Here is a 26,640-nt window from a genome sequence, read left to right as displayed (position 1 = left end):
TGCGCATCCACTCAACCCTTCGAAAGGCTAATTTTTGCGCCGTCGATAACAGGTATTTTTAACTTAGGAATATGCGTTAGCATATTTCGCGCACCAGGGTAAAAAACAGTGCACCCTCCCCTGTTTGTAGGCATGATTAAACCAGAGGCGCGGCTCCATATACTCTACGACATATCGAAAGAGCTTATCTCTTCTTTTCCTCTAGACAACGTGCTGAAAGCTGCGATGAACGCCCTCGTCGAGCATCTGCGATTGCGCGATGGCGGAATCGTGATTCACGGCGCCGGAGGAGAGCCCTGGATAAACGTGCGGGCTCCCATTGGGCACGACGTTCGCTCACGTTCTCTTACGATTGAACAGGCGGACGCGATAAATCGTGTCATCACTAGCGGTGAGAAGCACTTTGGGAAAAATTCTGCCGTTCTCCCCGTTAAAGTAAACCGGAAAGCAATTGGCGCATTGTGGATTGATTTCGCGCAGAAAAGCGGAGATCAGGACGAAACCCTTCTGGCAATGATTGCCGTCCTGATCGGCTTAACCTGCCAGCGCTATCGCGAATTGTGCAGCGATGGCGGCGCAGTCGCCGGGGAACAACAAGCAGGACAGATTCCGAAAATCAAACCGAAGCCTCAACCCACCCAGCTCGGTAAAATCGATTGGATCGTTGGGGAGAGCCCCGCGCTCAAGAGGGTATTAGCTACCACCAATATCGTGGCTGCGACGAACTCCGCGGTGCTCTTGAGAGGAGAGAGCGGCACTGGCAAGGAATGCTTTGCAAGAGCAATACACGCGTTATCGATACGGAAAAGCAAGGCGTTTATTAAGTTGAATTGCGCCGCGCTGTCGGAAACCGTTCTGGAATCCGAATTGTTTGGCCATGAGAAGGGCGCTTTCACTGGCGCTCTCCTTCAACGAGCTGGACGCTTCGAACTGGCCAATGGCGGAACGCTGTTGCTTGATGAAATTGGCGATGTATCACCACAATTCCAGGCGAAGTTATTGCGCGTGTTACAGGAAGGCGAATTCGAACGTCTCGGCGGAACGAAGACATTGAAAGTAGACGTTCGAGTTATATGCGCCACCAACAAAAACCTTGAAGTGGCCGTCCTTCGAGGGGAGTTCAGAGCCGACCTCTATTACCGGATCAATGTGGTGCCCATCATTTTGCCGCCGCTTCGGCAGCGCGACGGAGACATTTCGCTTCTAGCGCAAGTGTTCCTCGAGCAATTCAACAAGGCAAATGATCGAGATCTCGACTTCGCGCCGTCGGCAATAGACATTTTGTCGAAATGCGCCTTTCCCGGCAATGTTCGTGAGCTGGACAATTGCGTACAAAGGACCGCTACTCTCGCCAGTTCAAATACGATCGCTTCATCAGATTTTGCCTGTCAGCAAGACCAGTGTTCTTCGGCGCTCCTCTGGAAAGACGCCCACGACGGTATTGGCAACGACGCGGTGCATCGTCTCAACCCACGAGATGCAACGTTAGGCGGACTGGGGGCCAACGCAGGTACTCTCACGGGTTCCGCAGCCACAGTGGAGGCACCCGGTCTCACTGAGCGTGATCGGCTGATCAATGCAATGGTGAAGGCTGGTTGGGTACAGGCCAAAGCGGCTCGTATACTAGGGAAAACGCCGCGGCAGGTGGGCTATGCGCTGCGCCGGTTTGGTATCGATGTGATCAAAGAGTGAAGGTGAGCGATGTCAAGAGCATCGTAAGCTTTGGTTGCCGGAGAAGCGACTTCGGGCGCAATCCTGCCTTGATTGCTACAAAACATCTCCGACAGCGAGCGCGGAAACGGGCGGTAAAGGCGACATAAGCGCTTAAACAGCAATGTCTCGTCGACCGGAATCTATCTTGCTTTTGGAGGTTTAACCTTTCCTAGCCAATGGAACAATGCGATGTCGGAACCGGAAATAGAGGTCGGGATGACCAGCAGCGCCCCCTTCGACCGGGCGCCGATGGCGCCCGCTATGCGCGGCGGCCGCGCATCTTCGTCCTATGACCTTTCGGTGACGGATGACATGGATGCGCGGATCTGGGAGAGAATCAAAGACCATCCCTGCTTTTCAGAGCAAGCCCATCACTATTTTGCTCGCATGCATGTCGCGGTCGCACCTGCCTGCAACATCCAGTGCAACTACTGCAATCGCAAATATGACTGCACCAACGAAAGCCGTCCCGGGGTCGCATCAGTCAAGCTAACTCCCGACCAGGCACTACGCAAGGTGATTGCCGTCGCCAGCAAAGTGCCGGAGCTTTCCGTAATCGGCATTGCCGGACCGGGCGACGCTTGTTACGACTGGAAGAAAACAGTAGCGACGTTTGAAGGCGTTGCCAGAGAAATACCTGACATCAAACTATGCATTTCTACGAATGGATTGGCGCTTCCGGACCATGTCGATGAGCTAGCTGACATGAACGTCGATCACGTGACGATCACCATCAACATGGTGGATCCGGAAGTCGGGGCGAAGATCTATCCATGGATACTTCACGGTCATCGTCGATACACTGGGATAGAAGGTGCCAGGATCCTTCACGAGCGCCAAATGTTGGGTTTGGAAATGCTGACCGAACGCGGCATCCTCACCAAAATCAATTCGGTTATGATTCCAGGCGTCAATGACACGCACCTCGTGGAAGTTAACCAATGGATCAGAGACCGCGGGGCATTCATGCACAATGTTGTGCCCCTGATTTCAAAGCCTTCGCATGGTACTTATTACGGTCTCACGGGTCAGCGTTGCCCGGAGCAGTTCGAACTAAAGGCACTTCAAGACTGTCTCGATGGTAACGTTAAGCTTATGCGCCACTGCCAACAGTGCCGGGCCGACGCCATCGGTTTGCTGGGCGATGATCGTGAGCGAGAGTTTGCCCTCGACCAAATCTCCACCAAAGCTGGATACGATGCCAACAAGCGCGAGGTATATCGGAAGCTGGTCGAGCATGAGCGAGAGGATCAATTTGCAGCAAAATTGGACGCGAACAAAGCAGTCAAGTCACTGGGTTCGTCGGGAACTCTTGTCGTTGCCGTGGCGACTAAAGGTGGCGGCCGGATCAACGAACATTTCGGTCAGGTAAGAGAACTCCAATTGTATGCCGTCTCTCGAAAAGGGATCAACTTGGTGGGACACCGTAAGGTTCTGCCATATTGCTTGGGTGGCGTAGGCAAGGAGAGCGCTCTGGATCAAATCATCGTTGCACTCGACGGTATCGATATTCTGCTCTCTGCCAAAATTGGCGATGGACCAAAGAAGCGGTTGGCAAAAGCTGGCGTGCGAGCAACGGACGCATTTGCCTATGCTTACATCGAGACTGCGATCGGCGCGCTGTACATCGCCGAGTTTGGCCGCAAGCCGTCGATGCCGACGGCGTTACCCCTCTGACTGAGTCAGGAGTTGAAACATGGCTTATAAGATCATTGCATCCCAGTGCACCCAGTGCGGCTCTTGCGAATTTGCATGTCCCTCAGATGCGATCAGTTTCAAAGGTGAAGGATATGTTGTGGATTCAAAAAAATGTACCGAGTGCAAGGGTGAGTTTGACACGCAACAATGCGCTTCGGTGTGTCCGATGCCAAAGACCTGCGTCCCTGCTTGATCGCCACCGACTAAAGCGCGAAAAATGAGACGAGCGGGCGAACATGCGGTAGAAAATTGCGTACTACCGGTATCACATCCAGTGAGCGGATTCGGCCCAAATCTGATGTAGAGCCATAACGGAGGTATCGGCCTGGGGATATTTCCAACCAGAATAATGGGCTTTGATAACGCTCGACTTTGAAAGCTCCCAAAGCAGCCAGCGAGAAGGAACATGCATGAGAGTGACAATCAGCAGAACTGACGTCGGCTTATCGGCCTATATTCACAAGAAAGACCTCGAGGAACCGATCATCTCGGTTGAGCACAAAAGCCTATGGGGCGGCTTTATTCTGCTGAAAAACGGATGGCAGATTGCTCTTCCCGACCTGTCGCAGAACAGGCGCCTGCCCGTCACTGTCGATGCGAGGAGGCTATCCAGTTAGAGTGCGTGCGCCGGTCGATAGACGAAGTGCAAAGCGCAAGCAGTTCATACGCCCCATCGAGAGCATCCATCCTTTGCCGGTCCGTTGAAGACGACGATTGGCAAAAGATTGCCCGTATATCAGGAGGAATCCGACATGACCCAACTCAACGAAACAACGCTTAAGGAGCTCGTGGACCGCATCTTTGGCGACCTTGGTGGTGCATTCAGCGTGCCGCTGGTGCGGATCGGCAATGACCTTGGCCTCTACAAGACGCTGAAGGCGATCGGACCCGCGACGGCCGAGGAGGTTGCCGTGGCCGCGGGATGCACGCCTCGCTATGTGCGCGAGTGGTTGGCAGCGCAGGCGGCTTCGGGCTATGTGCATTACGAGAATGGCCGGTTCTCGCTCACGCCCGAGCAGGCCTACGTGTTTGCTGAACCCGACAGCCCGGTCAACCTGATTGGCGCCTTCGATACGGCTGCCGCCATGGTCGGAAATCAGGCGAAGGTGCAGTCTGCCTTCAAGACAGGTGAAGGCGTTGCCTGGGGTGACCAGGCTGGCTGCATGTTCTGCGCTGTCGCGCGGCTGTTCCGCCCTGGTTACGTCAATGCGCTGGTCCAGGAGTGGCTGCCGGCGCTCGATGGCGTGAACGCCAAGTTGAAATCGGGTGCAACGGTCGCCGACGTCGGATGCGGGCACGGGGTATCAACGGTTCTGATGGCGCAGGCCTTTCCCAAATCCCAGTTCACGGGTTACGACTTTCATTTGGGCTCGATCGCGGCTGCGAAAGCGCACGCTGAAGCGCACGGTTTGACGAACGTGCAGTTTGAGGCGGGCCGCGCGCAGGACTTCGACGGTAGCGACTTCGATCTGATCACCTGCTTCGACTGCCTACACGACATGGGCGACCCGGAAGCGGCGGCGTCTCATATCAAAAAAGCGCTGAAGGAAGGCGGCACCTGGATGGTCGTCGAGCCTTTGGCGGGAGACACGCTTGAGGAGAATATCAACCCGGTCGGGCGGCTCTACTACTCCGCCTCGACGATGATCTGCGTTCCCACCTCCCTGGCGCAGGAGACGGGATTAGCACTTGGCGCTCAGGCGGGAGAGAAGCGATTGACGGAGGTGATCCGGTCAGGCGGGTTCACACATGTCAGACGAGCAGCCCAGACGCCGCTGAACATGGTGCTCGAAGCAACTTGGTGAGAAGGAGTGGTGCATCCGGGACATGCCAGATGGGGCAGGCTCTCGGCGCACACGTGACGTTGAAGGCGGCTAGCACTTGAATTTGGACCGTTTGCGCTTGAGGGCAGATCCGGTCGCCGCTCTTCAACTCCCTGCTGCACGAGCGAGACAGCGGCGATACCCGCACTGACCGCACGCAATGTGTCGGCACCCTTGACGGCAGCCTTTCCTCACCGTCATCACAAGGCCAGTCGTTTACCAGGAGACGCGCCGTCGCCTGGCCTCCATACGACTTGCGAGATGCCGGGCCAAGCAAAGCAAACCGACCGGATTGATTCTGATGATGATGTGAAGCAGCATCCGTCACCGCATTAGTCGCCGCCGAAGCAATGCGGTCGACACGAGGAATGGTACGACTATGTAGATGCAGAGAACGCCGATATGCAGGGAGACATTGGCGATTGGTTGGCCCAGCATCGTCGGGCGGATAACATCTATCGAATGTGCCAAGGGCAAGAAGGCGGCTGTCTGTTGGAATGCTACGGGCAACTGGTCTACGGGAAAGACTGCGCCTGACAAAAACAACATCGGTGTGATGACCAGCGTTTGATAAAATATGAAATAATCGTAGCTGGGCGCGAGGGCCGTGACGACCATTCCAAGGCTCGCAAAGGCTAAGCCCGTGATGGCGATGACCGGAAGAGCGTAGAGAAGAGCCAGCCAGTGAGTGTATCCCAACATGGCGGCGACGATACCAATACCGGTGCCTGCGAGCGACGCCTTGGTTGCCGCCCACGCCATTTCCCCAACGACGATATCCCCCAGCCTGAGCTGCGTGTATAACATTGCTTCCCAGGTGCGCTGGCCCTCCATTCGGCCAAAGGCCGCATAGATAGTCTCGAAGGTTGCAGCAGTCATCGCGCTTGTCGCGATCATTCCAGCCGCCAAAAAAGCAGTGTACGATACGCCGTCAACGCGCCCCACCATCACTCCCAATCCAGCGCCGAGCCCGAATAGATATATAATGGGATCGGCTAGATTTCCCAGAATGGATGCCAACGCCGCTTTTTTCCAAGCCAAATAGTTCCGGCGCCAAACTGCGAGCCAATTTAAACCGCCGGCGGATAATGCTGCTACGCTCATTCTACTTCTCCATCTCGCGTCCGGTTAACCGCAAGAAGACATCTTCTAGATTTGGTGGACGCTCCAGCAAGCGCAGGCCCGTATATCTACGCAGCTGCGCGCGCACCTGCTCTGGATCAGGCGTGTAGCAGAACAGGGTCTCTCCGCTGATCTCCAGTCGCCTAGCATTCGGCCTGATCAAGAGACTAAGCTCCTGCGGATCGCCGCCATAAATTTCGATCACAGGACAGCCAATCTGCTCCTCGATCAGGGCATGCGGTCGGCCCTCGGCGATCTTTCGCCCAGCTTCAAGCACGCACAGCCGGTCGCACAACCGCTCAGCCTCTTCCATGATATGGGTCGTCAGAAGAATTGTCTTGCCGCATGCCAACAGCGATCGAAGTCGTTCCCAGATCAAGTGGCGCGCGTGTGGGTCGAGGCCAGTGGTCGGCTCGTCCAAAATGAGTAGCTGCGGGTCATTAATGAGCGCACGCGCCAAAGTGAGGCGTCGCTTCATCCCTCCCGATAGGTCTGCCACACGCGTATTCGCCTTGCTTTCAAGTCGCGCAAATTCAAGCAGCGATGGGATCACCGTTTCGATTTCTCGGGTGCTCATGCGGAAGTAGCGGCCGTATACCAAAAGGTTCTCGCGGACCGTGAATTCCAGGTCGAGATTATCGAACTGAGACACGATCCCGATTTTCGCGCGCGCCAAGCGAACCTGGCCCGGCTCCTGCGCTCCGAGTACAGTGATCTTGCCTGCATTCGGCGACGTCATTCCTAGGATCATACGGGTGATCGTGCTTTTACCTGCGCCGTTCGGTCCTAAAAGACCAAAACATTCTCCTGCGGCGATAGTAAACGACAAGTCATTGACGACGATTTTACCACCATATGATTTCGAAACGCCGGCCAGGTCGATTGCGACTGGGGACAATGAGCCAGAAGGCGAATCCATTGCCTTAAATTTCGATTGGTGCTGCCGCTCCGATAGGATGAGATGATCCTGGTGCGGATCAGCGATCGTCGTCTTCAAATTCGTTAATTGCCCGTTCATTTCTTGTCCCAGATTTTGAGCTGCAGTGACGCGTTCATCACTCGCCACTATAGGCAATTTCAGATGTCGCCCGCCCTGGCATTTTGGTAGCGCCCTGCTGCCCAACCGTGGGCGCAATCGCGACTGATCCGCGCGACAGCCAGTCGCTATTGGATAGGGTACAAAGGGCATAGGCCTTCAAGGGAATTAAGAGAAAGATGTTCACAAGCGTGTGGAGAGCAAAACCCAGAAACCTCAGTTCGCGGGCGCGATAGGCAGCCACGCTACAGCGGACAAGAGTCATGGATCCAATGACCAGGATCGTCCACCAGGGTAGTGTGGCGGTCAGCGCAAACTGGCCAATTCCTGTCAATACCGACAGCGCAAGAAGTAGCAGGCCGACATTTTGCCCGATTGCGTCCAGCGTGAGATATCGATCGAGACCAGGCAGTACAGGAAGCGCAAGCAAAGTATCCCGAAAGGTGCTGCGTGCCCACCGTAGTTGTTGGCGTAGATAAACACCCATCGTGTCTGGAACGACTGTCGCCGCGATGGCACTCGGAACATACTCAGTTCGAAAGCCTGCGCTCAGCATGAGAATCGTCAAATGGCGATCTTCGCCGAAGTCACTCGGCTTGCCGCGATAAAGCTGCGTCTCGTACTGATCGAGCAGCGAAAGCATAGCAGACCGACGGTACATCGCACATGGGCCGCAGCAACACATAACTGCACCGAAGCGAGCTTGTGCCGCGCGCTCCTCGTTGCAGGCAAGCCAGTACTCCATGTCAATCAAGCGAGTTAGCCAGGTGTCCGCCTGGTTGCTGGCTTTCATTTGGCCCATCGCCGCACCGACTGCTGGATCCCGCATTTTGTGGGCAAGCTTAGATACGACGTCGGGGGCGATCGTGGTGTCTGAGTCCACATTCAAAATGAGATCCCCAGAGGACTGGGTTATAGCGGCGATTTGCGCTTTGCGCTTTCCAACATTTTTAGGGAGAATTGTGAAGTTGAATCTCTCATCGTCTGCATAGACAGCGCGCTGAGCCACAACCGCGTCGCGATTTTTGGAACCGTCGTCGACTACATAGATGCGCAATTTTCCGGCATAATCTTGCTCCGCAAGCGACGCGAGGCATTCCGAAAGAACGATTGGGTCCTCGTTGAAGCACGGCACGATGACATCAACGCTTGGCACGGGGTTGGTTTCAATGTCTTTCGCAGGTGTTGTTGAGATCGTTGTCCGCCTAGCATGAAAGACCTGCGCGCTCTTGTAAACGGTGGAGAGCATTGCATAAAGCGAGATGGCGGCGATGCTGGTTGTTGCGAGCAGGGTCATGGTTTCTCGTTTGTCCAGTGTTTCAGGGAAGTGAACGAATCTCGAATCCGCGGCTATGCAGTGCCGGAATAATTCGAGAGAGTGCTATGAGCGTCTGGTCACGGAGTCCGGCAAGCGAGCATTGCTCAACCTCATCGGGAGGACACCCGTCGTGCAAAAGCACGATTGCCCCAGGCCGAGCAGCAGCAAGCACCTCATCAACGATCACGTCGACGCCCGGGCAAGACCAGTCTCTAGGGTCGGCCGACCAGTGAACGGCTCCAAGTCCAGCCCTCACCGATGCTGAAAGGACGTCTTCAGTCCAAACCCCGTAAGGCGCTCGTAAGTGCCGGACCAAGGCTTGGGGACAGGCCGAGACAATAGCTTGATGCGCCTCGTCTATTTCACGTTTCACATCCTTGGGATCGCAGGTGGCGAGGTCGGGATGCGTCATGGTATGATTGGCGACATCATGACCTTCCGCCACAAGACGCCGAATGAGTTCGGGGTGATCCTTCACGTATGAGCCGATAGCAAAAAATGTCGCCGGAACGCGGTGCTCAGCTAGAACATCCAGGATTTGCGGCGTGCAGAATGGATTAGGACCGTCGTCGAACGTCAAGTAAACGCAGCGAGCTTCGTGGCCGCTTGTGTGATTGACCGGTACTTCGCTCATATATGCAGGCCGCTTCATAGTTCCGACCCGTTTCGTTCAATCAACGAGCCCGCGGGCCACTCAGTCATTGGACGGTCGACGGGAACCACCAATACGAGGACATCTTCAGTGCGCGTGGCTGGCAGGTCGGAATGCGCGTCTGGAAGCGTCGAGCGCACACGCAGCCCGGTCATGATATTTGCGGTACCGTCTCGGCAGTATCTTTCCATATGATTCCGCATGGCGTGGCGAACTGTTCCGAAAGCAAATGGAACGCTCAACTCGCGCAGAATCGGAAACATAGCGCGGACCGAGTGAGCGATGCCTAATCCTTCTAGATCCGGTCGCACTCCGTACAGGCCTAGCTCGGCCACAAGCAAATCAGTCGTACCGACTTTTATGAAGCGGCGTAACAAGCCCATGTGGCTAGCGACGCCGTGCGAGTCATATGCGATTGCGCGGCGTTCGGGCCTCGCACCACCCCAGCTTCGGCCAGTCTCGAACGGCTTGGCATTGAACGCTCCCGTCGGCCCATAGGTCTTGCAAAAAAAATCGGCGAGTTCCGCGTGGTCGGAAGCTTCCAGCTCATTTTCCCAGCAGATTTTCCATCGCACTTCAGAAGACATGCAAAAGCTCCAAGTTGTTTCTTCGCCCAACCACGATCAGAGCTGCGCGATATTGTTGCGCATACTTGTTGGATTGCCGGTTAGGCAATCGAGCGGTTAAGAGATGTAAGAGTCTCAAATCGGGCCCCTGCCCGGCGCTTCGTTTTTTAGTTCCTGGCCCTGATATTGATCAAGTTCCGGGTTTTCTATAAGTGATCCGATAGATTGGTAAAATTGATTGTTTGGATGGCAATCATCTATGGAATGGATATTCAACCCATGCGTTTTAAAGGCCTAGATCTAAACCTTCTTGTAGCACTCGACGCTCTAATGACCGAGCGCAAGCTCACAGCAGCGGCGCGCAGCATCAACCTCAGCCAACCCGCCATGAGCGCCGCCATCTCTAGGTTGCGCGACTATTTCCGCGACGACCTTTTTATCATGCAGAGACGGGAGCTAGTTCCGACCCCGCGTGCAGAGGCACTTGCCCCCGCTGTCCGCGAAGCCCTCTTGCATATCCAGCTCTCCGTTATCGCTTGGGATCCAATAAACCCAGCGGAGTCCGACCGCCGATTCAGAATTATCCTCTCAGACTTCATGGCACTGGTCTTCTTCGACAAGATAATACTGCGCTTAGCTCGGGAGGCGCCAGGGGTCAGCTTCGAGTTGCTGCCACTTGACGACGATCCGGAGGAGCTTCTACGCCGTGGTGATGTCGATTTTCTGATCCTCCCGGATTTATTCATGTCCGGCGCCCATCCGAAGGCAAGGCTTTTCGAAGAGAGACTGGTGTGCGTCGGCTGCCCTACGAACGAGCAGTTACAAGGGCAGCTCTCCTTGGAGCAATATATGTCCATGGGACATGTTGCGGCTAAGTTCGGACGTGGTCTTAAGCCTTCCGTAGAGCAATGGTTATTGATGCAGCACGGCCTCAAGAGGCGTATTGAGCTCGTCGTCCCCGGGTTTAACTTGATCCCGCCATTGCTGTCTGGCACTAATCGAATAGCAACCATCCCCCTGCGGCTGGTCAAACATTACGAACGAACTATCCCACTAAGAATCATTGAGCATCCTTTGCCGCTTCTTTCGTTCACTGAGGCTGTCCAATGGCCGGCTCTTCACAACACTGATCCTGGAAACATCTGGATGCGCGAGATTATGATCCAAGAGGCTTCGCGCATGGAATCTGAGATGGAAAGTTGTACGTCGTAAGCGGCACCGCCGGCTCATTTCACAGCGCGTTGGCTGTGTTCCCAAAGGAGGCATTACGTTACAGGCGGCCCCCGCCGCCTCAGCTCAGCTAGCAATCGAAGCTATTGCCGAGAGCGATCGTTTCTACCTGAGAAGGTACGATTCGTATGCTTTCCCTGGCCTCATGCAAAAGTGATTCAAAACTTTATTCCTGTAACTTATGTTCGGCCCATCGCGGAAACCAGCATCCAGCTGCGGTGACTTCCCCGACCTTCCGCACATGCGCTTCTGCGCGAAAATGACCAACGCGCCGACCCGGGATAGTAGCCGAAGCTCTACTTTCGATCCCGCAATAAATCTTGTTCTTGAGGGTTTGAAACGGCGCCGGCGCGAGAAGTTAGCCGCGGCAATATGTCGAGCCACAATCCATAGCGTGGATGCTTTTGATCCACACAATCAATTTTACCAATGATCCCATATGATCCATAGCAGGGCAGCCGCGCGGTGAGATTCCGGTAAGTTTTATTGGTTTCTGTCGTCACTTCGCAGACGAGCCGGAACATCTTCCGATGTTAGCAGCAATTAGATCGAGCCTTCTCGCAAGGCCGTCGGCTCGTCGAAATTAGGCATGATGGAGAGGAATACAAATGGCTGATCAACTCACACTGGAAATTATCAGTGCTATCAATAAGCTCGTCAAAGCTGAAAACGGCGAAAGAACGACCGTAGCCCTCGGCGAAATAACGACTGACACTGAGTTGACTTCACTTGGCATCGATTCGCTGGGTTTGGCCGATGTCCTTTGGGATCTGGAGCAGCTCTACGGCATTAAGATCGAGATGAATACGGCCGATGCCTGGTCGAACCTCAACAATATCGGCGACGTGGTGGAAGCCGTCCGTGGCTTGCTCACCAAGGAGGTCTGAATGGACAGGCGCGTCGTTATCACCGGATTGGGCGGACTGTGCGGACTGGGCACCGATGCTTCCTCTATCTGGACGGAGATGCGCGAAGGCCGCTCCGCCATCGGCCCGATCTCAAACTCAGAGATTCATGAGCTGAAGGGGATGATCGGGACCGAGATCAAGGTGCTGCCTCAACACGACATTGATCGCAAACAGCTCATCTCCATGGACCGCTTCAGCCTGCTAGCCGTGCTTGCAGCTAAACAAGCCATGCTACAGGCCGGCCTTTCGTGCAATGAAGGAAATGCCCACCGTTTCGGCGCGACAGTGGGCGTTGGCTTTGGCGGCTGGGACGCTACCGAGAAGGCCTACCGCACCCTCCTATTGGGCGGCGCGACTCGCACTGAGCTATTCACTGGGGTAAAGGCAATGCCTAGCGCGGCTGCCTGTCAGGTAAGCATGAACCTCGGGCTGCGGGGGCCAGTCTTCGGTGCCACCTCTGCCTGCGCCTCGGCCAACCATGCGATCGCTTCAGCGGTAGATCAGATCAAGCTCGGTAGGGCGGACGTTATGCTAGCTGGAGGAAGCGACGCGCCACTCGTGTGGATCGTGCTTAAGGCATGGGAAGCAATGCGCGTACTCGCTCCAGATACTTGCCGGCCATTCTCGGGCGACAGGAAAGGACTAGTTTTGGGCGAGGGTGCGGGCATGGCCGTGCTGGAAAGCTATGAGCATGCCGCCGCCCGCGGTGCAACGATGCTTGCCGAGGTCGCCGGCATCGGCCTTTCCGCCGATGCCTACCACATAGCTGCACCAGCTGTGCATGGGCCGGAGGCGGCGATGCGCGCCTGCCTTGTTGATGCGGGTTTAAATGCCGAGGATGTAGACTACCTCAACGCCCATGGCACCGGCACCAAGGCCAACGATCAGATCGAAACGACGGCGATTAAGCGCGTCTTTGGTGACCATGCTCGATCGATGTCCATCTCTTCCACCAAATCCACTCACGCGCACTGCCTCGGGGCAGCAAGTGCGCTCGAAATGATAGCCTGCGTGATGGCGATCCAAGAAGGTGTCGTGCCGCCCACGGCGAACTATCGCGAACCAGACCCCGATTGTGATCTGGACATCACGCCAAATGTGCCCCGGGAGCGCAGGGTGGGCGTGGCCATGAGCAACGCCTTCGCCATGGGCGGCATGAATGCTGTCCTTGCGTTCAAGCAGGTGCAATGAAGTGAAGATCGTCACGACTAACCCTTGTAAGGCCAGCGGCACATGCTTGAAGCAGGCACCGCAATCCTGTCAAATAGTCTCGCTCTAATTCCTCGGATACTCTCGCATCTCAAATTTTCCTCCGCGCAAACCATGCTACTCCGCCGTCTCGGGGCAAAGGCTGTGGGATGAGAGGGATGCAGCCCGTCGCCCGCTCTTTCCGGCATCAGCGAGCACACACGTCTGACGAAGTGGGCTCGGCACCGCTGCTTGTTGGCATTGATGAACCTTTACGGTGACTTTGCGGCCTTCGTGGTCATCGGAGAAAGCGATCACCACGCTGATATCAATTCGAGCGCCGTGGCTTTGGCGACAGCTTCACTGGTTGTGGCGACGGTCAGCTTTCGGCGTGCCGACGCAAGATAGAGCTGCACCGCACTTACCGAAATGGACAAGCGGGCGCAGATCTGCTTTGCCATTAGGCCGCTGGCCGTCATATCGAGACATTGCAGTTCGCGGCGCGACAATTGCGGAAAACCCGCAGTTTTTCTCAGGCCCGACAGAACCATGGCCCTGTCGTGGAGATGGTGGGCGAGAAACTGGAGGTCGCGCATGCTGTCCATGCGGGACCGACGCCAGTAGGAGGCGGGCTGATTGGAGGTGATCGTAAACAGCGATCGCTCCCCGTGAGGCCCACGCACCGGCAGTGTCACGCCTTGCTGCCCGATACCGAAGGCCATCGCCTCCTTAAAGAAGTCGTGAGCCCGCCCTGAATCCCATTTTGACGCGGACCATTCCACGGGCAGAAAGCCGCGCTGTCCGAGCCGCACGACGGGATCGATGCTGAAGTAATCCCGGGCAAGATATTGCTTCACCCATTCGGGCGGGTAGGTCAGCATCAGCAATGGATTGTTGGCCGCTGCGCCCGAGGAGCGGGTCACATGCAGAACCATGTGCGATATCGCATAGATGTGGCGGACTTCGTCCAGCGTCGTTTCCAGATCTTCCAACGTCGGCGATGCGGAGATCCGGTCCAAACTGTAGAAAAAACGAGAACTGCTCAGCATGAGATGGACTCGCGGTTGTGTGTTTTCCTGACTGGGGTAATCGTAACATTTCGCGGTTAGCGAGAAAAGGACATTTTATAGCAACCATGGCGCGATGTGAAGAACAGGTTAAGGAACTGACGACACTGTGGGCGGCGGGACGGCGACTGGCCTTACCGCATGCCACCATAGACAAGGGCCCTGCCAGGACAGGAAGAGGTTTGATTGAGAAGTCGGGCTAGGTTGGTGCGAAGTGTCCGACAGTTATCTGCAGTCACGTCCCACAGGCCGACATACAGTTTGCCGATCTCGGGCAGTGATCGGGCAAGGGGCGTCGGCCTCCAGCCGAGCCTGCGATACACCCCGACCATCGCCCCATCATAGACGCCGACGATGTTTTCGATACCGGCGCCGAGGGCAAGATCGCAAAGCCCTGAGAGCAGTTCGGTGGCGACTGCGCGCGATTGCGCGATGTGTCCGGCAGATGGGTGAACGCAGAAGCGGGTACATTCCCAGGTCGTCGGGCTGTCGACGTCGATAGGCTGATCGAAGAAATGCCGAAACTCGCTTTTGAGCATCGTCGCGCCAGTGGTCGGCAGCAGGCGTAGCGAACCTGTCAGTGTGCCCGAAGGTCGTTGAGTGACGAGATATACGGGATCTTCGACCTCATCATATCGGTCCCTCTCCCATTGATCCCGGACATCGACCTGCCATCCCAGCCGATCGCGAAAAACGACGGCGCGAGCCCGAAACATTGCATCGAATGCACGTCGATCGGTCTCGAGCATGTCTTTGGTGAGTATCCGCAACATATCCGTTCCTCCTGATCGTCGATGTTTCACAACAGGGGCCGACCTCGAGCAATATGGATATTTCACCAGATTGACCGGCGCTTCGACTTACCTTTCATTTTCACAGGCATTTCCGAAGCTTGATCGATCTCAAGCTCGCTGTGGCTGCCACTTCAACGCAACCAAGGAAGAATCGTTCGTGACCTACGATCCAGCCCGCGGCAAACGCATTCGAGAAGCGATATCTCGGGGCAAGTTCCGGAAAGTACACGCTCTTGCAGCCGAACTGAATGTATCAGTCGCGGCCGTTTCGCGCTGGCAAAATGGCGGCCATACGTCCCTGGAAAGCGCCTGCGCTCTCGCGCGCCTGCTGGATGTTTCCCTCGATTGGCTGCTCTTGGGGCGAGGGACCATAGACGGGCATAGGAACAGAGCGATCTCCGCCACGGAATTGCTGTGGGTAATGGCGCTACGTGGCCGATCTGCGGCGGCTCGGTCCAATCTTATTGGGCTGCTCGAATCCATCCCTCCGGAACAAGCGTTACGCTAAGCACAATTTCGCACGGTTTTTTTACCTTGCGCTCAACAGCTTTAGGTTGCTCAAATTCACCGTATCAACGATCTTTCTAGTTAGGGTTTCAATGACGAGACCGGCAGGAAGGCTAGCCCACCCTGCCCTCGCCGACGCGAAGACCCTTGTTTTCACTATCAACGCAGAAGGGTTGCCGACATGTCTACAATGTTGACCATCAACGTGAAAAACTACGAATCCCAGACGCAAAACTTCTACTTCTTCCAGCAACCGGCAATTTATACCGGCGGCGGGCAAGTCTATTCGAACAGCCTTTTCTCGCAGTCGCTCGGCAACTACGACAACACCGGCGCGATCCTGACCTTCCAGGTCAACCTGCAATATTATGCCGGCATCCAGCAGGCGAATACACCGCCGCAAATTGGCGCATCATCTGGCTACTCGTCAGCCAGCCGCGCCATTGATCTTGCTCCGAGTTCGGGTGGCAGCGGTAAACCGAACGACTGGACGACTGCGACGGTCAATCCGCTCGGACTATCCTCGCCAATCTACGGGGAAGGTGTACAGCCTGGCGCATTCCGCATCACCACGCCGGTTTTCAACTCGCCGCCCTACTTCAATGTCGGCTCAGCGGTTGCCGTCAATGGCGGCATCGTGCTCTCCAACTTCGTGCAGGCAAACCCGGCCAGCAATACCGATTGCCAGCCGATCCTGAAGTATTATGTCCAGACCGGCGCCTACACGCCAGGTGTCGTGATGAACTTCACGCAGTCGAGCGTGAACGCGGCGCTTTCCGACTTCACCGGCGGCTATTCCGTCTGCAACGTCAGCCTGAAATCTGACGGCACCTGGACGACGCAGCTCCAGTAAACCTTGGCAGCCATGCAGGTGAAGAACCGTCCCCTCTTCACCTGCATGCGCAGCATTCGCGCGTTGCCGCCGCCCGCCGGGCGACGGACAGGCTTGATCTCAGAGGGGATTGTCACACGCCATGACCAGTTCGTCCTACCAGATCATCGTTCGGAACTTCTCGCAGACGACGCAATATTTCTATGTTTTCCAGAAGCAGGCGGCATTTCCGTTGCTGCCGAGCCATGGTCCCATCCTCAGCGGCAGTCTCGGCTGCCAAAGCATCGGCAATTACGCAAGTTCGGGAGCGCAGATCAATTTCGGTTTGGACAGTCAGGTCTATGCAGGTGCCCTCAGCACCAAACAGGCGGCGTCCCCCTCGCAGCTTATCGCGCTTCTCTCGCTCAATGCCGCCACGCTATCCGTGGTCGGCAGCAGCTCGGCGTTCCGACCGGTTACGCTCACCACGGTCGACGGTTCGCCGGACAATTGCACGACCTTGACGCTCGATCCGCTTGGACTTTCCGCGCCCGCCAATCAAGCCGGAGTTGCGATCGGAGGATTTGGCATAAACGTGCCTTCCTACACGCCGTTGCCGCGTCCCGAGCTCTATTGTGGCGTCGTCGCACTAAACGACAATCAAGCTATCATACTCTCGAGCTTCGTCGCTCCTTTCCCCAACGCCGTCATGAACTGCATACCGAAACAGATCTTTTTCGTGAAGATGGGCTACCAGCCGGTCGGAAGCACCGTGACTTATGACGAGAGCAACTCGGCATGCTGCGATTTCACCATCGGCTACGCGATCTACACCGTGACTTACAAAGCTGACGGAACCTTTTCGGCGACAGGAGGACCGTAGACCCAGAGAACCGGATCATCATTGACGCTTGAACAAGCCAACCCTTGAACCGAAAGGAATATAGCAATGTTACGTATCACGTCGAAATTCGCTGGCCAAACAGCACGTCGCGATAAAATCGCTGCCGGGCTTGCCATTTCCATCGTCTCTATCCTCGCAACAGCGCTGCCTGCCGCCGCGCAACTCGTTTTTTCGTCCGATTGCCGGAACTACCAGCCCATTGCGGTCGCCCCGCCGAACGACGCGATCCTCTTCACCAAGCAGCCGGTGCCCCATCCGAACGGAACGGCCTCCGTCTTTGCGATCGTCGGAGCCGACACCTATGTCATTCCGGCTGGGGCCAACTCCTGCATCGTCGCCGCTCCCCCCGCCGATGACAATTACTGCTTCATTGCCCGTAACGACGACACGATCGACGGCGTCGGTTTTGCCGCCATTCGAAATCCGGGGGGCCTGACCGCCTGCCAGTAAGGGGTGAATTTCCTACATCCAGCAGTTCTCGTCCGGTCTTGCGCGAAGGTGAGGCGGAAAGTGGAATATCCACCTCCGCCCGCTGTCGCGCGCTTGTCACCCTGGCGACCCAATTCTGCACGCTAAGAAGCAATCGGTGGGTGAAAGAAACTACAGCTAATGAGCAGTTCATAGGCACTGGCCAGCGGTAATCTTTCAGGTTCCAAGGATTCTATTGACGGCGGCCGCGATAGCGGCCTCCGTCGGTGAACCAGCCCTTCGTCATGCCGCGCCCCGCCAAGACGCTGACGATTTGCATTCCCGCCGGCATCGAGCAAGGCGGACGGCCCATAGAGACTGGAATAGAATAAACCTTCGGGAAGCCGGGCAGTAACTTGAGTAAAAGTCTTTTTATGACGGTCTCTTAGTCAGCCTTGGTCTGCCTATGCGCTTGCCGCTGTGTTCGGAATCTGCCAAGCTAAATAGACACATCTTATTGTGCCCTCCCCCAGCCGGTGAATGCGAAGGTCGCTCCCGGTCTGCCTATCTGCAGGATTTGCCGCGCTTGAGCAGATGACTTTCGAACCAGACCGCGAAAAGGCGAAAGATTGCTGTTAACTCCTCTGTGCGCTCTGCCGGCAACCAGGTGAATCCGAGCGCAATGACCGACCACTCCTCGAACAAGATCTGAGAAGAGACGATGACACGCAGCCAAAAAGAAAAGATGCTCGCAGGCGAGATGTATAACGCAGCGGATCCTGAGATCCAAGCCGAGTTGCTCCTCACCGGGGCTTGGCTGAAACGGTACAATGACACGCTGGGCGACCCCGCCGAGCGGTGGCATGCGCTTCTGGTAGAACGATTGGGGGCTGTCGGGCTTGGAGCTGCTATTCGTCCTCCGTTCCACTGCGATTACGGGTTCAACATCCGTATCGGAGCGTGGGTCTACATCAATTTCAACTGCGTCATCCTTGACGTGGCAGCAGTGACTATCGGCGACGGAACCGCAATAGGGCCCGCTGTGCAGATTTATACTGCGGACCATCCACATGATCCAGAGCAGCGCCAGGCTGGGTTGCAGTTGGGACGACCGGTCAGCATTGGCAGGCACGTCTGGATTGGTGGTGGAGCAATCATTCTCCCGGGCGTGACGATCGGCGATCATGCTGTCATTGGCGCTGGTAGCGTGGTCACTCGAGATGTTCCTGCAGGAAGCACGGCGATGGGAAATCCAGCTCGGGTCAGGGTTGGTGGACGCTTGCCGCAATCATAAAAGTAGGCGTCGGGCGAAAATCCGGTGGTAAGGGGTAGTCTCGTTGCTTGTGCGAACGACGATTCTGGGTCGCCATGGCCCGTGCGACCGTCGGCACTCTGACGCAGTTCTCTTTGCAAATGCGGTCGGGCAGTCGTGCTAAGTGATTTACTGATCGCGTTTGCTACGACCGGCTGCACATTGCACCGGACCGCCGGATTCCAGCGTCAGGATCCGGCTGTCCTGTCGAAAACTTAAGGCACCATCTACTGCCGACACACGCGGCCATGTGACCTTTCCTCGGAGACCGTTTGAAGATAGCCTGCGTTCGTCCCATGCCAAAGCCTCCTTCCCATCGGCGCCCGAAACCAACCTGTCGAATCTAGATCGACTGATGTTTTCCAGGAGATGCTGGTTCTGCTTCCGATTTATGAGTTGCGAACTGGTCGCATGCGAAGGGGTCAATTACGTTTAAGGCTCAACTCGCAGATACAGACCGCTTCACCTGCATGAGCACGAATTGTTTTCGTGCGCGCGATGAATGACAATTGCTCGCTCTGAATAGAAATCCACGCGCGGTATGTCGTCGGTAAATATCTTGCTGTCGCCAGGAACATCTTCAGAAGTAGGCACCGATCACCCGGCGCAGCCTATCGGTCCCACTCTGCAGAAAGCGCCTTTCGCCACGTACAGCGTTGATTGACCACCTACCTAAGTACAGCTGCATCCATAACGTGGATGATAGCTATCCCAACAATCAATTGTACTAATCTGTTTGGATTTATTAGCACGCGCTGGAGGACACGCGCCGAGCGGCGTCCGCCTCCTGATTACCTGTCGGGGGCTCTTGGGACATGGGTGACGAGCATGTGTGGGATTGTTGGCATAGTGGGACATAAGCCCGTGTCGGAGCGGCTGATCGAAGCCTTGGGGCGGCTGGAATATCGCGGCTATGATTCATCCGGCGTTGCTACGATCTTCGAAGGAGAATTGCACCGGCGCCGTGCGGAAGGCAAGCTCGGGAACCTTAAAACGAGATTGAAAGAAGCGCCCCTGAGCGGCACTGTCGGCATTGCCCACACACGATGGGCGACCCATGGCGCACCGACAGAATGCAACGCTCACCCGCACTTTACCGATGGTGTAGCCGTTGTTCATAACGGCATCATCGAAAATTTCTCCAAGCTAAAGGACGCATTGGCGGAGGTAGGGGCCAAGTTCCAGACTGACACGGACACCGAGGTGATTGCGCATCTCCTGACAAAATTCCGCCGGGATGGCATGGGATGCCTTGAGGCAATGCATGCCATGTTGAAGTGCGTCGAGGGCGCCTTCGCTCTTGCCATCCTGTTCGAGGATGATCCCGCGACCATTATGGTGGCGCGCAATGGACCACCGTTAGTGATAGGCCACGGCGATGGTGAGATGTTTCTAGGCTCCGACGCGATCGCTCTTGCTCCGTTCACCAATGACATCACATATCTGAACGATGGCGATTGGGCTGTTGTAGGCAAAACGAGTGTCCAGGTTTTCGATATCGAAGGCAAAGTCGTTACGCGCCCGCGGCACAGATCGATTGCTACCGCCGACCTGGTCTGCAAGGGCAATCACCGGCACTTTATGGAAAAAGAAATCTACGAGCAATCCGAGGTCATCGCCGGTGCTCTTGGGCACTACATCAATGTCAAAGATAGTCATGTCACAACGACTTCAACCGACATCGATTTCGCCAGGGTTGAGAGCCTCGCGATCGCCGCCTGCGGCACGGCATATCTTGCGGGGTTGATTGGCAAATATTGGTTCGAGCGCTACGCACGCTTAATGGTTGAAATTGATGTCGCCTCTGAATTCCGTTATCGAGAAATCCCGTTGTCGCCGCGGTCAGCAGCTCTCTTCATCTCTCAGTCTGGTGAGACGGCTGACACGCTTGCATCGCTGCGCTATTGCAAAGCACAGGGTCTGAGAATAGGCGCTGTCGTCAATACCCGAGAATCAACTATTGCCCGCGAGGCAGATGCCATCTTTCCGATCCTCGCCGGGCCAGAGATCGGCGTTGCTTCTACCAAGGCATTCACTTGCCAGCTTGCTGTTCTCGCGGCGTTAGCCATCGGCGCAGGCAAGGCGCGAGGCACGATCACAGATGGCGAGGAACAATTGCTCGTCCAAAGTTTGGCGACGTTGCCGAGCGTTATGCGACAGGTGCTGAACGACATCAAGCCGAAGATAGAGCTCTTGTCACGGGAATTGTCGAATTACCGCGACGTGCTCTATCTCGGTCGCGGCACAAGTTTCCCATTGGCCATGGAAGGTGCGCTGAAGCTTAAGGAGGTTTCCTATATCCATGCTGAAGGTTATGCGGCAGGAGAATTAAAACACGGTCCGATCGCATTGGTCGACGAAAATATGCCAGTCATCGTCATCGCGCCACATGATCGGTTCTTCGATAAGACTGTCTCCAATATGCAGGAAGTGGCTGCCCGCGGCGGCCGCATCGTTCTAATCACAGACGAGACGGGAGCTTCGATGTCGAAACTCCCCACCATGCACACTATCGTATTACCCAATGTCGAGGAGATTATCGCGCCGATGATCTTTTCTCTGCCGCTGCAGCTTCTTGCGTATCACACAGCGGTCGTCATGGGGGCAGATGTGGACCAGCCGCGGAATCTGGCTAAATCAGTCACAGTCGAATGATCGTGACGATTGGTTAGATCGCAACTCGCCTCCGAGAAAATCCACGACTTGATCAGACATCAAATAAGTGAGGTCGTATGCACGAACTTTCGCTCGCCGACGTGCCGTCGCGAATTGGCCAGGAACTCGGCAAATCCGAATGGATCACCGTTGATCAAACTACAATCGATCTCTTTGCCGACGCGACACACGATCATCAATTCATCCACGTGCACCCGGAACGCGCGGCAGTCGAAAGCCCGTTTGGTGGCACTATCGCTCATGGCTTCTTGACACTCTCGCTTCTGTCGGCGATGAACTTTAGCGGCATGCCAAGGATCCGTGAGCAGACCATGGGTCTTAACTACGGCTTAGACCGGGTACGTTTCATGTCACCGGTTAAGACCGGCAGCCGTGTGCGCGGTCGCTTCGTTCTCTCTGAATGTCAATTTCGCGGCGCAAGCATGCTGGTGACCACTTACGAGGTGACGGTCGAGATCGAGAACGAGAACCGACCGGCACTCACTGCTAATTGGATCACTATCATTCAGTTTGATCCGAACGACAGGCCTAAAGGGATTTGACGCCAGCTCGCGCCAGCGGGTGTCGACTTGTTGTTTTGGCTGCACGCGATTTTGTAGTGTCACGCCGGAATTCTCGATCTGCTGCGTCGGTAATTGCGCGCTGGCATCATCCTTCGGGCAGGCGAAACGGGTTTGACTTGAATTTCGCTGTAATAGAGGCTGATTGATTGCATTCGTTCCGTCTGGCCGCTGCGGTGTTGCCGCTACTTTTGTCATCTTGCATGCTCGGGCCCGACCATGCACCGCCGGAAACGCCTTTACCGGAGAAGTTTTCCGAGGGTGCAAAACAGAGCGCCGGCGATGTTGCGGTGTCGGCGTGGTGGGATTCGTTTTCAGATCGTACGCTCGACCAGTACGTTGCCTCCGGCCTGGATGAGAACCTCAGTGTTCAGCAGGCGCTCGAAAGGATTAATGCCGCCGCCGCGGACGTCACCATCGCTGGCGCCGGGGGCCTTCCCAAGGCATCACACACGACAAGCGGCGAGATCGGCAAAGGGGGAGATGTCACGAGCACACAGAATGTCTCGAGCGTGCAACTATCGTTGACCTGGCTGCTGGACGTATTCGGTCAGTACCGGCGCAGCACTGAAAGCGCACTGGCTTCTCTTGATTCTGCGCATGCGGCTGTCGACGCCGCAAAGCTCGCTCTAATCAAAGATCTTGTTTCCTCCTACATCGACGCCCGGTACTACCAGCGGCGCATCTCGATTTCCCGAGCGAACCTGAAGTCGCGCCAGGAGACCTACGATTTCACGAATTTTCAAGTCGAAGCGGGAGCGGCTTCCCGACTGGATGTCTTGCAAGCCGAAGGACTTGTCCGATCGACGATTGCCGAAATACCAAGGCTAGAACTGAATTTTCGCGTGTCGGCGCATCACATTGCGGCCCTCCTCGCTTTGCCGTCGGAAACAGTGATCAAGCAACTGCAGAAAAGTGAAGGGCAGCCGGTCTATCGCGGAAAGATCAATGCCGGCATTCCCGCCGATCTTATTCGCAATCGATTCGATATTCGCCAGGCTGAACGGGATCTCGCCGCCGCGACTGCACAGATCGGCGTGGCGGAAGCACAGCTTTACCCCGCGATAACGCTCTCCGGCTCGATCACCCCTTCCTATACCAAGCAGCGCGGCCGTCACGGGGGTATCTTGAAATGGTCCTTCGGGCCGAGCCTCGACCTCCCAATTCTGGACGGCGGCCGTTTGCGGGCAAACGTGGAGACTTCTAAATCGGACGCCGCAGCAGCCTACATAAGCTGGAAATTAACCGTCCTGACAGCTGTGCAGGAAGTCGAGGACGCTTTGACAGCCGTCCGACGCGACGTTCACACAGAGAACTCACGTCGCAGGCAAGTAGAAACGATCGAAGAAGCACTGAAGCTTTCGACGGCCTCGTACACGGATGGCGCCTCTTCTCTCCTCGATGTTCTCGAAGCGCAAAGGCAGGTGTCCAGCGCTCAGGCGAGCCTCGCTGCGGCGATCCAACAACTGGCCAAGGATCACGTGCGGTTGAATGTAGCAATCCGCGGTGGTTTTGCGGCTCCCAAAGTCGCGTCACCCAGGGAGGCCTCGACGGTTGCAGCCGCAAATGCAAACATCCAATCCGCACATTCGCAATAGCCGAGCGCTGGATGCGGGATGGTTTAACCTGATCACGTCATTAGCGCGCCAGCGCCTGAGTTGTATTGGCGCCGGCCGGGAGGTCGTCCAATCGCGGCACATGCCCTTCACCACCTCCCGCTTACGAGCAGGGCTTAGAGCTAATGGGATGGTCCGCCCTGTCTCCCGAGAGCATAACGGAGGTGGGCAAAGGAGGGCTGAAATTATGGATCGCAACCAACTGCGCCAATGCGCCGTCTTCGGCATCGATATCGGAAAGAACCTCTTCCACGTGGTCGGCCTGGATAGTTCCGGCGCGAGACGCTACTGCAGTTCTTCGAACGAGCGAACAGAACGCTTGTCGGAATGGAATCCCGTCCGGGTTCCCAATGGCTTGCGCCAAGTTGCAGACGATGGGGCATTCCGTCCGCATCATCCCGGCGCAGTGAAGTCTATGTAAAATCGAACAAGAATGACATCATCGATGCTGCGGCGATCGCAGAAGCTGCAAGGCGACCGACGATGCGCTTCGTTGGCATTAAGCAAGCCGATCAGGTCGATCTTCAGATGTTGCATTGGGTGCGTATTCCGATGAAACCGGCCACCGATTCCGATTTGAAGCCGGCCATTTTTCGGGCTGATCCTGGGTCTGTTTGATGTTTGGATCGGGTTTTGTGCCAGGTCAAGCTTTGCTGTGTTTCAAGCGCCATCGGTGAACGCTGTTTGCGCATACTTTCGCCAATGATATCGATGCCTCGGCGTTGTGAACGAGGCGATCCAGTATCGCATCGGCGGCGTTGGGTTTGAAATAATTTCCCACCAGCGATCCAGGGGCACCTGGCTTGTGACGATCGTCGAGCGACGCTCGTAGCGGTCTTCGATGATCTCGAGAAGATCGCGGCGCTGATCATCGCTGAGTTTTTCCGGTCCCCAGTCATCGAGGATCAGCAGGTCGGTCTTGGCGATAGATTTGGGGATTCTGCCGTATCGCCCGTCACCCCTTGCAAGCGCGAGCGTGGCGAACAGCCGGGGAACGCGGTGGTATGCAACGGAGAAATCCTCGCGGCATGCTTTGACCGATGGATGCGCCCCAGCGCCCAAAGCGATCTGGTATCCACTCAGCGTATCGCCGGTGGGAACTGGGCATGTGATCTGGGTCGGTTCCATGACGACAGCCGCCATAGCGGCGCTGATGGACGGCGATGCGCTTGCCGCGGTAAAAGATCTCGATGGTGCGCGCCGTTGCTCTAAGATCGACCTGCTGGCGAATGAGGGCATGGGGGACGGAATAAAAGAAGCTTTTGAACTCGACGTGATAATCGGTCGAGACACGGACCAGACGCCATTCGGCGAATTCGTAGTTTCACCCGGGAGGCTAGCGAGCGCAGCACGTTCGACACGTTCAAATACTTGCCGCCGGGTAACACCCAATCGACGCATGAGGTGATCGTTGATGCGATCAAGTGCCAATAGCGGCATTAGCCTCAGCCAGCGAGAAGAAAGTCAGCTTGCGCAACCGCCCCAGGATGCAGGTGGCGCATGGCGGCGTCGTCATCGGCGACGAGAACTTGTTTCAATGGCGTACCTTTACTGGTGCAGTCGATCAATAAATCACGTCGTTTCTATTTTCAGTTCCCTGCGCCACGTTGGGAAAGAGAGGCGCCCCAAGGGTGGAACGCTCCTCGGATCTTCGAATTAAATGAAGCCGAAATTTTCCGCCGTAAGCGAGGTAAGATCCGACATGTCGTGCAGATTGTCGACATGAGCGAAGGCATGCGCGTGGTTCGCAGAATCGACATAGGCTAGTGTCGCACCGTGAGTTTTGCCATCTTGACCGAGAGTTTTTTCGTCATGGTAGACAATGATGTCACCGGGGACTTCGTCGTGAATAGCGGTCGCGGCGGCAGAGCCAGACGTGAACCCTCGATCCGTGATTACCACGACGTGCTGACCGTGCGCTTTCGCGGCCTCGCCATTGTAGAAAGTGTCCACAAATTCGCCTGGGAAACCCTTCGAGTGGTTGATGAAATTTGCGCCAAACAGATCCCCTTTGCCGAAGTCACCGGCGTCCATGACAAAACGGTCTTGCTTCGGGTCGAAATCCGTCACAGTCGTATACCAGTGCGTTGTTCCAACCATAGGATCGTGGAACCGAAACACGAAGGCGTCGCCGTCTTCGCCGCCAGTCAGAACATCTGCGCCGTCGCCGGCCACCAGGGTATCCCTTCCCTTACCGGCGTCGAGCCTGTCGTCGCTCTCGCCGCTATGTGGTATTACGCGGCGCACTTCGAAGGGGTTGAAGGCTTTGAATGAGCCGTCACTATACAGGAGGTCGTCACCATCACCAGCATGGATTGTGTCTGAGCCATCCCCCGCATAGACAATGTCATGGCCGTCACCGGCAAAGATCACGTCGTGGCCGGCTTGAGCCCAAACCCAATCATCGCCGCCGCCGGCTTTGATCCAGTCATTGAGCTCGCGTGCATAGATTGTGTCGTTGTCATCGGATCCGTTAATAAAGGGGCTGTTATCAGTGCCTTTGATCATCATCTCAAATACTCCTTATGAGGCAACGGGTGCCGCCTGTGCCCCTTATCTTTTCCAAGAGCGAATTAGTGAAATCCATTGTTTTGATATGACCTATTTGAATGACGGATGCGAAAATGTTTATCTCGGCCGCACGGCACGCCCTTCGTAGTTGGCCGGCAGATATGAAAACGACTGGGGGCTATGACGATCGGCGGCCGTTGACGAAGGCCACAACTTCTTC

Annotated in this window: 25 protein-coding genes and 3 pseudogenes; 17 read left to right on the top strand and 11 right to left on the bottom strand. The window is 56.0% G+C overall.

Translation table 11 applies throughout. The features are described from left to right. Positions 1-132: 132 nt before the first annotated feature. The 5 genes from nifA to HJB84_RS26850 all read left to right on the top strand — a co-directional run bounded on the left by nifA (position 133) and on the right by HJB84_RS26850 (position 5,216). Positions 133-1,692: a nif-specific transcriptional activator NifA gene (gene nifA, locus HJB84_RS26870; RefSeq protein WP_168257417.1), complete on the top strand. Its 1,560-nt coding sequence runs from the start codon at positions 133-135 to the stop codon at positions 1,690-1,692. A 210-nt stretch (positions 1,693-1,902) separates the two neighbouring features. Then, complete coding sequence (gene nifB, locus HJB84_RS26865; protein WP_168312672.1) at positions 1,903-3,390, top strand: nitrogenase cofactor biosynthesis protein NifB; 1,488 nt, start codon at positions 1,903-1,905, stop codon at positions 3,388-3,390. 19 nt (positions 3,391-3,409) lie between these two features. Continuing rightward, a complete protein-coding gene (locus HJB84_RS26860; RefSeq protein ID WP_127431408.1) occupies positions 3,410-3,604 on the top strand; it encodes a 4Fe-4S binding protein in 195 nt (64 codons plus the stop codon). 217 nt (positions 3,605-3,821) lie between these two features. Then, positions 3,822-4,028: a putative nitrogen fixation protein NifT gene (nifT, locus tag HJB84_RS26855; RefSeq protein WP_127431409.1), complete on the top strand. Its 207-nt coding sequence runs from the start codon at positions 3,822-3,824 to the stop codon at positions 4,026-4,028. Positions 4,029-4,163: 135 nt separating this feature from the next. Then, positions 4,164-5,216: a class I SAM-dependent methyltransferase gene (locus HJB84_RS26850; RefSeq protein ID WP_168277476.1), complete on the top strand. Its 1,053-nt coding sequence runs from the start codon at positions 4,164-4,166 to the stop codon at positions 5,214-5,216. 92 nt (positions 5,217-5,308) lie between these two features. Here HJB84_RS26850 and HJB84_RS34195 read toward each other — a convergent pair. The 6 genes and pseudogenes from HJB84_RS34195 to HJB84_RS26825 all read right to left on the bottom strand — a co-directional run. Further along, positions 5,309-5,389 (bottom strand): annotated as a pseudogene (locus HJB84_RS34195) (DUF982 domain-containing protein); the annotation flags it as partial. 169 nt (positions 5,390-5,558) lie between these two features. Beyond that, positions 5,559-6,338, bottom strand: a complete 780-nt coding sequence (locus HJB84_RS26845) for an ABC transporter permease (RefSeq protein ID WP_221117395.1) — start codon at positions 6,336-6,338, stop codon at positions 5,559-5,561. Position 6,339: 1 nt separating this feature from the next. Next, on the bottom strand, positions 6,340-7,374 hold the full coding sequence (gene nodI, locus HJB84_RS26840; protein ID WP_127431513.1) for a nodulation factor ABC transporter ATP-binding protein NodI: 1,035 nt from the start codon (positions 7,372-7,374) through the stop codon (positions 6,340-6,342). A 37-nt stretch (positions 7,375-7,411) separates the two neighbouring features. Further along, the gene (gene nodC, locus HJB84_RS26835) at positions 7,412-8,689 is read right to left on the bottom strand and encodes a chitooligosaccharide synthase NodC (protein ID WP_127431412.1); all 1,278 of its coding nucleotides are present in this window, start codon (positions 8,687-8,689) and stop codon (positions 7,412-7,414) included. Positions 8,690-8,711: 22 nt separating this feature from the next. Beyond that, positions 8,712-9,362, bottom strand: a complete 651-nt coding sequence (gene nodB, locus HJB84_RS26830; RefSeq protein WP_127431413.1) for a chitooligosaccharide deacetylase NodB — start codon at positions 9,360-9,362, stop codon at positions 8,712-8,714. Beyond that, complete coding sequence (locus tag HJB84_RS26825) at positions 9,359-9,949, bottom strand: NodA family N-acyltransferase (protein ID WP_003551805.1); 591 nt, start codon at positions 9,947-9,949, stop codon at positions 9,359-9,361. Before HJB84_RS26825 ends, nodB begins: the two co-directional genes overlap by 4 nt. A 258-nt stretch (positions 9,950-10,207) precedes the next feature. Between HJB84_RS26825 and HJB84_RS26820 the strand changes: the two genes are divergently transcribed. The 3 genes from HJB84_RS26820 (at position 10,208) to HJB84_RS26810 (ending at position 13,257) form a co-directional block, all read left to right on the top strand. Continuing rightward, on the top strand, positions 10,208-11,140 hold the full coding sequence (locus tag HJB84_RS26820; protein ID WP_168260033.1) for a LysR family transcriptional regulator: 933 nt from the start codon (positions 10,208-10,210) through the stop codon (positions 11,138-11,140). A 626-nt stretch (positions 11,141-11,766) separates the two neighbouring features. Then, the gene (locus tag HJB84_RS26815; RefSeq protein ID WP_168260025.1) at positions 11,767-12,045 is read left to right on the top strand and encodes an acyl carrier protein; all 279 of its coding nucleotides are present in this window, start codon (positions 11,767-11,769) and stop codon (positions 12,043-12,045) included. Next, positions 12,046-13,257, top strand: a complete 1,212-nt coding sequence (locus HJB84_RS26810; RefSeq protein WP_168257384.1) for a beta-ketoacyl synthase — start codon at positions 12,046-12,048, stop codon at positions 13,255-13,257. A 311-nt stretch (positions 13,258-13,568) separates the two neighbouring features. Here the strand turns inward: HJB84_RS26810 and HJB84_RS26805 are convergent, their stop codons facing one another. Together HJB84_RS26805 and HJB84_RS26800 are read right to left on the bottom strand one after the other, a co-directional pair. After that, the gene (locus tag HJB84_RS26805; RefSeq protein WP_221117394.1) at positions 13,569-14,303 is read right to left on the bottom strand and encodes a LuxR family transcriptional regulator; all 735 of its coding nucleotides are present in this window, start codon (positions 14,301-14,303) and stop codon (positions 13,569-13,571) included. 152 nt (positions 14,304-14,455) lie between these two features. Beyond that, complete coding sequence (locus HJB84_RS26800; RefSeq protein WP_168277474.1) at positions 14,456-15,094, bottom strand: acyl-homoserine-lactone synthase; 639 nt, start codon at positions 15,092-15,094, stop codon at positions 14,456-14,458. 178 nt (positions 15,095-15,272) lie between these two features. Between HJB84_RS26800 and HJB84_RS26795 the strand changes: the two genes are divergently transcribed. From HJB84_RS26795 to HJB84_RS34190, 9 genes and pseudogenes are all read left to right on the top strand, one after another. Then, entirely contained in the window at positions 15,273-15,623 is a 351-nt protein-coding gene (locus HJB84_RS26795; RefSeq protein ID WP_221117399.1) for a helix-turn-helix domain-containing protein, read from the top strand. A gap of 180 nt (positions 15,624-15,803) precedes the next feature. Beyond that, on the top strand, positions 15,804-16,475 hold the full coding sequence (locus HJB84_RS26790) for a hypothetical protein (RefSeq protein ID WP_064649264.1): 672 nt from the start codon (positions 15,804-15,806) through the stop codon (positions 16,473-16,475). Between the two features lie 121 nt (positions 16,476-16,596). Continuing rightward, on the top strand, positions 16,597-17,316 hold the full coding sequence (locus tag HJB84_RS26785; protein ID WP_168277473.1) for a hypothetical protein: 720 nt from the start codon (positions 16,597-16,599) through the stop codon (positions 17,314-17,316). 66 nt (positions 17,317-17,382) lie between these two features. Beyond that, complete coding sequence (locus HJB84_RS26780) at positions 17,383-17,787, top strand: hypothetical protein (RefSeq protein ID WP_127431420.1); 405 nt, start codon at positions 17,383-17,385, stop codon at positions 17,785-17,787. A 679-nt stretch (positions 17,788-18,466) separates the two neighbouring features. Beyond that, on the top strand, positions 18,467-19,039 hold the full coding sequence (gene nodL, locus HJB84_RS26775; RefSeq protein ID WP_127431421.1) for a nodulation O-acetyltransferase NodL: 573 nt from the start codon (positions 18,467-18,469) through the stop codon (positions 19,037-19,039). A gap of 846 nt (positions 19,040-19,885) precedes the next feature. Further along, positions 19,886-21,712, top strand: coding sequence for a glutamine--fructose-6-phosphate transaminase (isomerizing) (gene glmS, locus HJB84_RS26770; protein WP_168277472.1), 1,827 nt, complete (start codon positions 19,886-19,888; stop codon positions 21,710-21,712). A gap of 77 nt (positions 21,713-21,789) precedes the next feature. Further along, positions 21,790-22,275, top strand: a complete 486-nt coding sequence (locus HJB84_RS26765) for a MaoC family dehydratase (RefSeq protein ID WP_018068343.1) — start codon at positions 21,790-21,792, stop codon at positions 22,273-22,275. 167 nt (positions 22,276-22,442) lie between these two features. Then, positions 22,443-23,891 (top strand): efflux transporter outer membrane subunit, encoded by a 1,449-nt coding sequence (locus HJB84_RS26760; protein ID WP_221117393.1) that lies wholly within the window; start codon positions 22,443-22,445, stop codon positions 23,889-23,891. 202 nt (positions 23,892-24,093) lie between these two features. Continuing rightward, positions 24,094-24,455: pseudogene (locus HJB84_RS34190) on the top strand (transposase); the annotation flags it as partial. A 134-nt stretch (positions 24,456-24,589) separates the two neighbouring features. Here the strand turns inward: HJB84_RS34190 and HJB84_RS26750 are convergent. The 3 genes and pseudogenes from HJB84_RS26750 to HJB84_RS26740 form a co-directional block, all read right to left on the bottom strand. Beyond that, positions 24,590-24,944, bottom strand: a pseudogene (locus tag HJB84_RS26750) (ATP-binding protein); the annotation flags it as partial. Beyond that, on the bottom strand, positions 24,865-25,209 hold the full coding sequence (locus HJB84_RS34185; RefSeq protein ID WP_373289166.1) for a Mu transposase domain-containing protein: 345 nt from the start codon (positions 25,207-25,209) through the stop codon (positions 24,865-24,867). The pseudogene HJB84_RS26750 and the gene HJB84_RS34185, both read right to left, overlap by 80 nt. Positions 25,210-25,565: 356 nt before the next feature. After that, entirely contained in the window at positions 25,566-26,420 is an 855-nt protein-coding gene (locus HJB84_RS26740) for a calcium-binding protein (protein ID WP_168263630.1), read from the bottom strand. Between the last annotated feature and the right edge of the window lie 220 nt (positions 26,421-26,640).

The organism is Rhizobium sp. NZLR1b, from assembly GCF_019685155.1.
GTDB lineage: Bacteria > Pseudomonadota > Alphaproteobacteria > Rhizobiales > Rhizobiaceae > Rhizobium.
This window is presented reverse-complemented; position numbering and strand designations above follow the sequence as displayed.

Coding starts and splice junctions, on each gene's coding strand:
- nifA (WP_168257417.1), top strand. CDS start 133: ATGATTAAACCAGAGGCGCGGCTCCATATACTCTACGACATATCGAAA.
- nifB (WP_168312672.1), top strand. CDS start 1,903: ATGTCGGAACCGGAAATAGAGGTCGGGATGACCAGCAGCGCCCCCTTC.
- HJB84_RS26860 (WP_127431408.1), top strand. CDS start 3,410: ATGGCTTATAAGATCATTGCATCCCAGTGCACCCAGTGCGGCTCTTGC.
- nifT (WP_127431409.1), top strand. CDS start 3,822: ATGAGAGTGACAATCAGCAGAACTGACGTCGGCTTATCGGCCTATATT.
- HJB84_RS26850 (WP_168277476.1), top strand. CDS start 4,164: ATGACCCAACTCAACGAAACAACGCTTAAGGAGCTCGTGGACCGCATC.
- HJB84_RS26845 (WP_221117395.1), bottom strand. CDS start 6,338: ATGAGCGTAGCAGCATTATCCGCCGGCGGTTTAAATTGGCTCGCAGTT.
- nodI (WP_127431513.1), bottom strand. CDS start 7,374: ATGAACGGGCAATTAACGAATTTGAAGACGACGATCGCTGATCCGCAC.
- nodC (WP_127431412.1), bottom strand. CDS start 8,689: ATGACCCTGCTCGCAACAACCAGCATCGCCGCCATCTCGCTTTATGCA.
- nodB (WP_127431413.1), bottom strand. CDS start 9,362: ATGAAGCGGCCTGCATATATGAGCGAAGTACCGGTCAATCACACAAGC.
- HJB84_RS26825 (WP_003551805.1), bottom strand. CDS start 9,949: ATGTCTTCTGAAGTGCGATGGAAAATCTGCTGGGAAAATGAGCTGGAA.
- HJB84_RS26820 (WP_168260033.1), top strand. CDS start 10,208: ATGCGTTTTAAAGGCCTAGATCTAAACCTTCTTGTAGCACTCGACGCT.
- HJB84_RS26815 (WP_168260025.1), top strand. CDS start 11,767: ATGGCTGATCAACTCACACTGGAAATTATCAGTGCTATCAATAAGCTC.
- HJB84_RS26810 (WP_168257384.1), top strand. CDS start 12,046: ATGGACAGGCGCGTCGTTATCACCGGATTGGGCGGACTGTGCGGACTG.
- HJB84_RS26805 (WP_221117394.1), bottom strand. CDS start 14,303: ATGCTGAGCAGTTCTCGTTTTTTCTACAGTTTGGACCGGATCTCCGCA.
- HJB84_RS26800 (WP_168277474.1), bottom strand. CDS start 15,094: ATGTTGCGGATACTCACCAAAGACATGCTCGAGACCGATCGACGTGCA.
- HJB84_RS26790 (WP_064649264.1), top strand. CDS start 15,804: ATGTCTACAATGTTGACCATCAACGTGAAAAACTACGAATCCCAGACG.
- HJB84_RS26785 (WP_168277473.1), top strand. CDS start 16,597: ATGACCAGTTCGTCCTACCAGATCATCGTTCGGAACTTCTCGCAGACG.
- HJB84_RS26780 (WP_127431420.1), top strand. CDS start 17,383: ATGTTACGTATCACGTCGAAATTCGCTGGCCAAACAGCACGTCGCGAT.
- nodL (WP_127431421.1), top strand. CDS start 18,467: ATGACACGCAGCCAAAAAGAAAAGATGCTCGCAGGCGAGATGTATAAC.
- glmS (WP_168277472.1), top strand. CDS start 19,886: ATGTGTGGGATTGTTGGCATAGTGGGACATAAGCCCGTGTCGGAGCGG.
- HJB84_RS26765 (WP_018068343.1), top strand. CDS start 21,790: ATGCACGAACTTTCGCTCGCCGACGTGCCGTCGCGAATTGGCCAGGAA.
- HJB84_RS26740 (WP_168263630.1), bottom strand. CDS start 26,420: ATGATGATCAAAGGCACTGATAACAGCCCCTTTATTAACGGATCCGAT.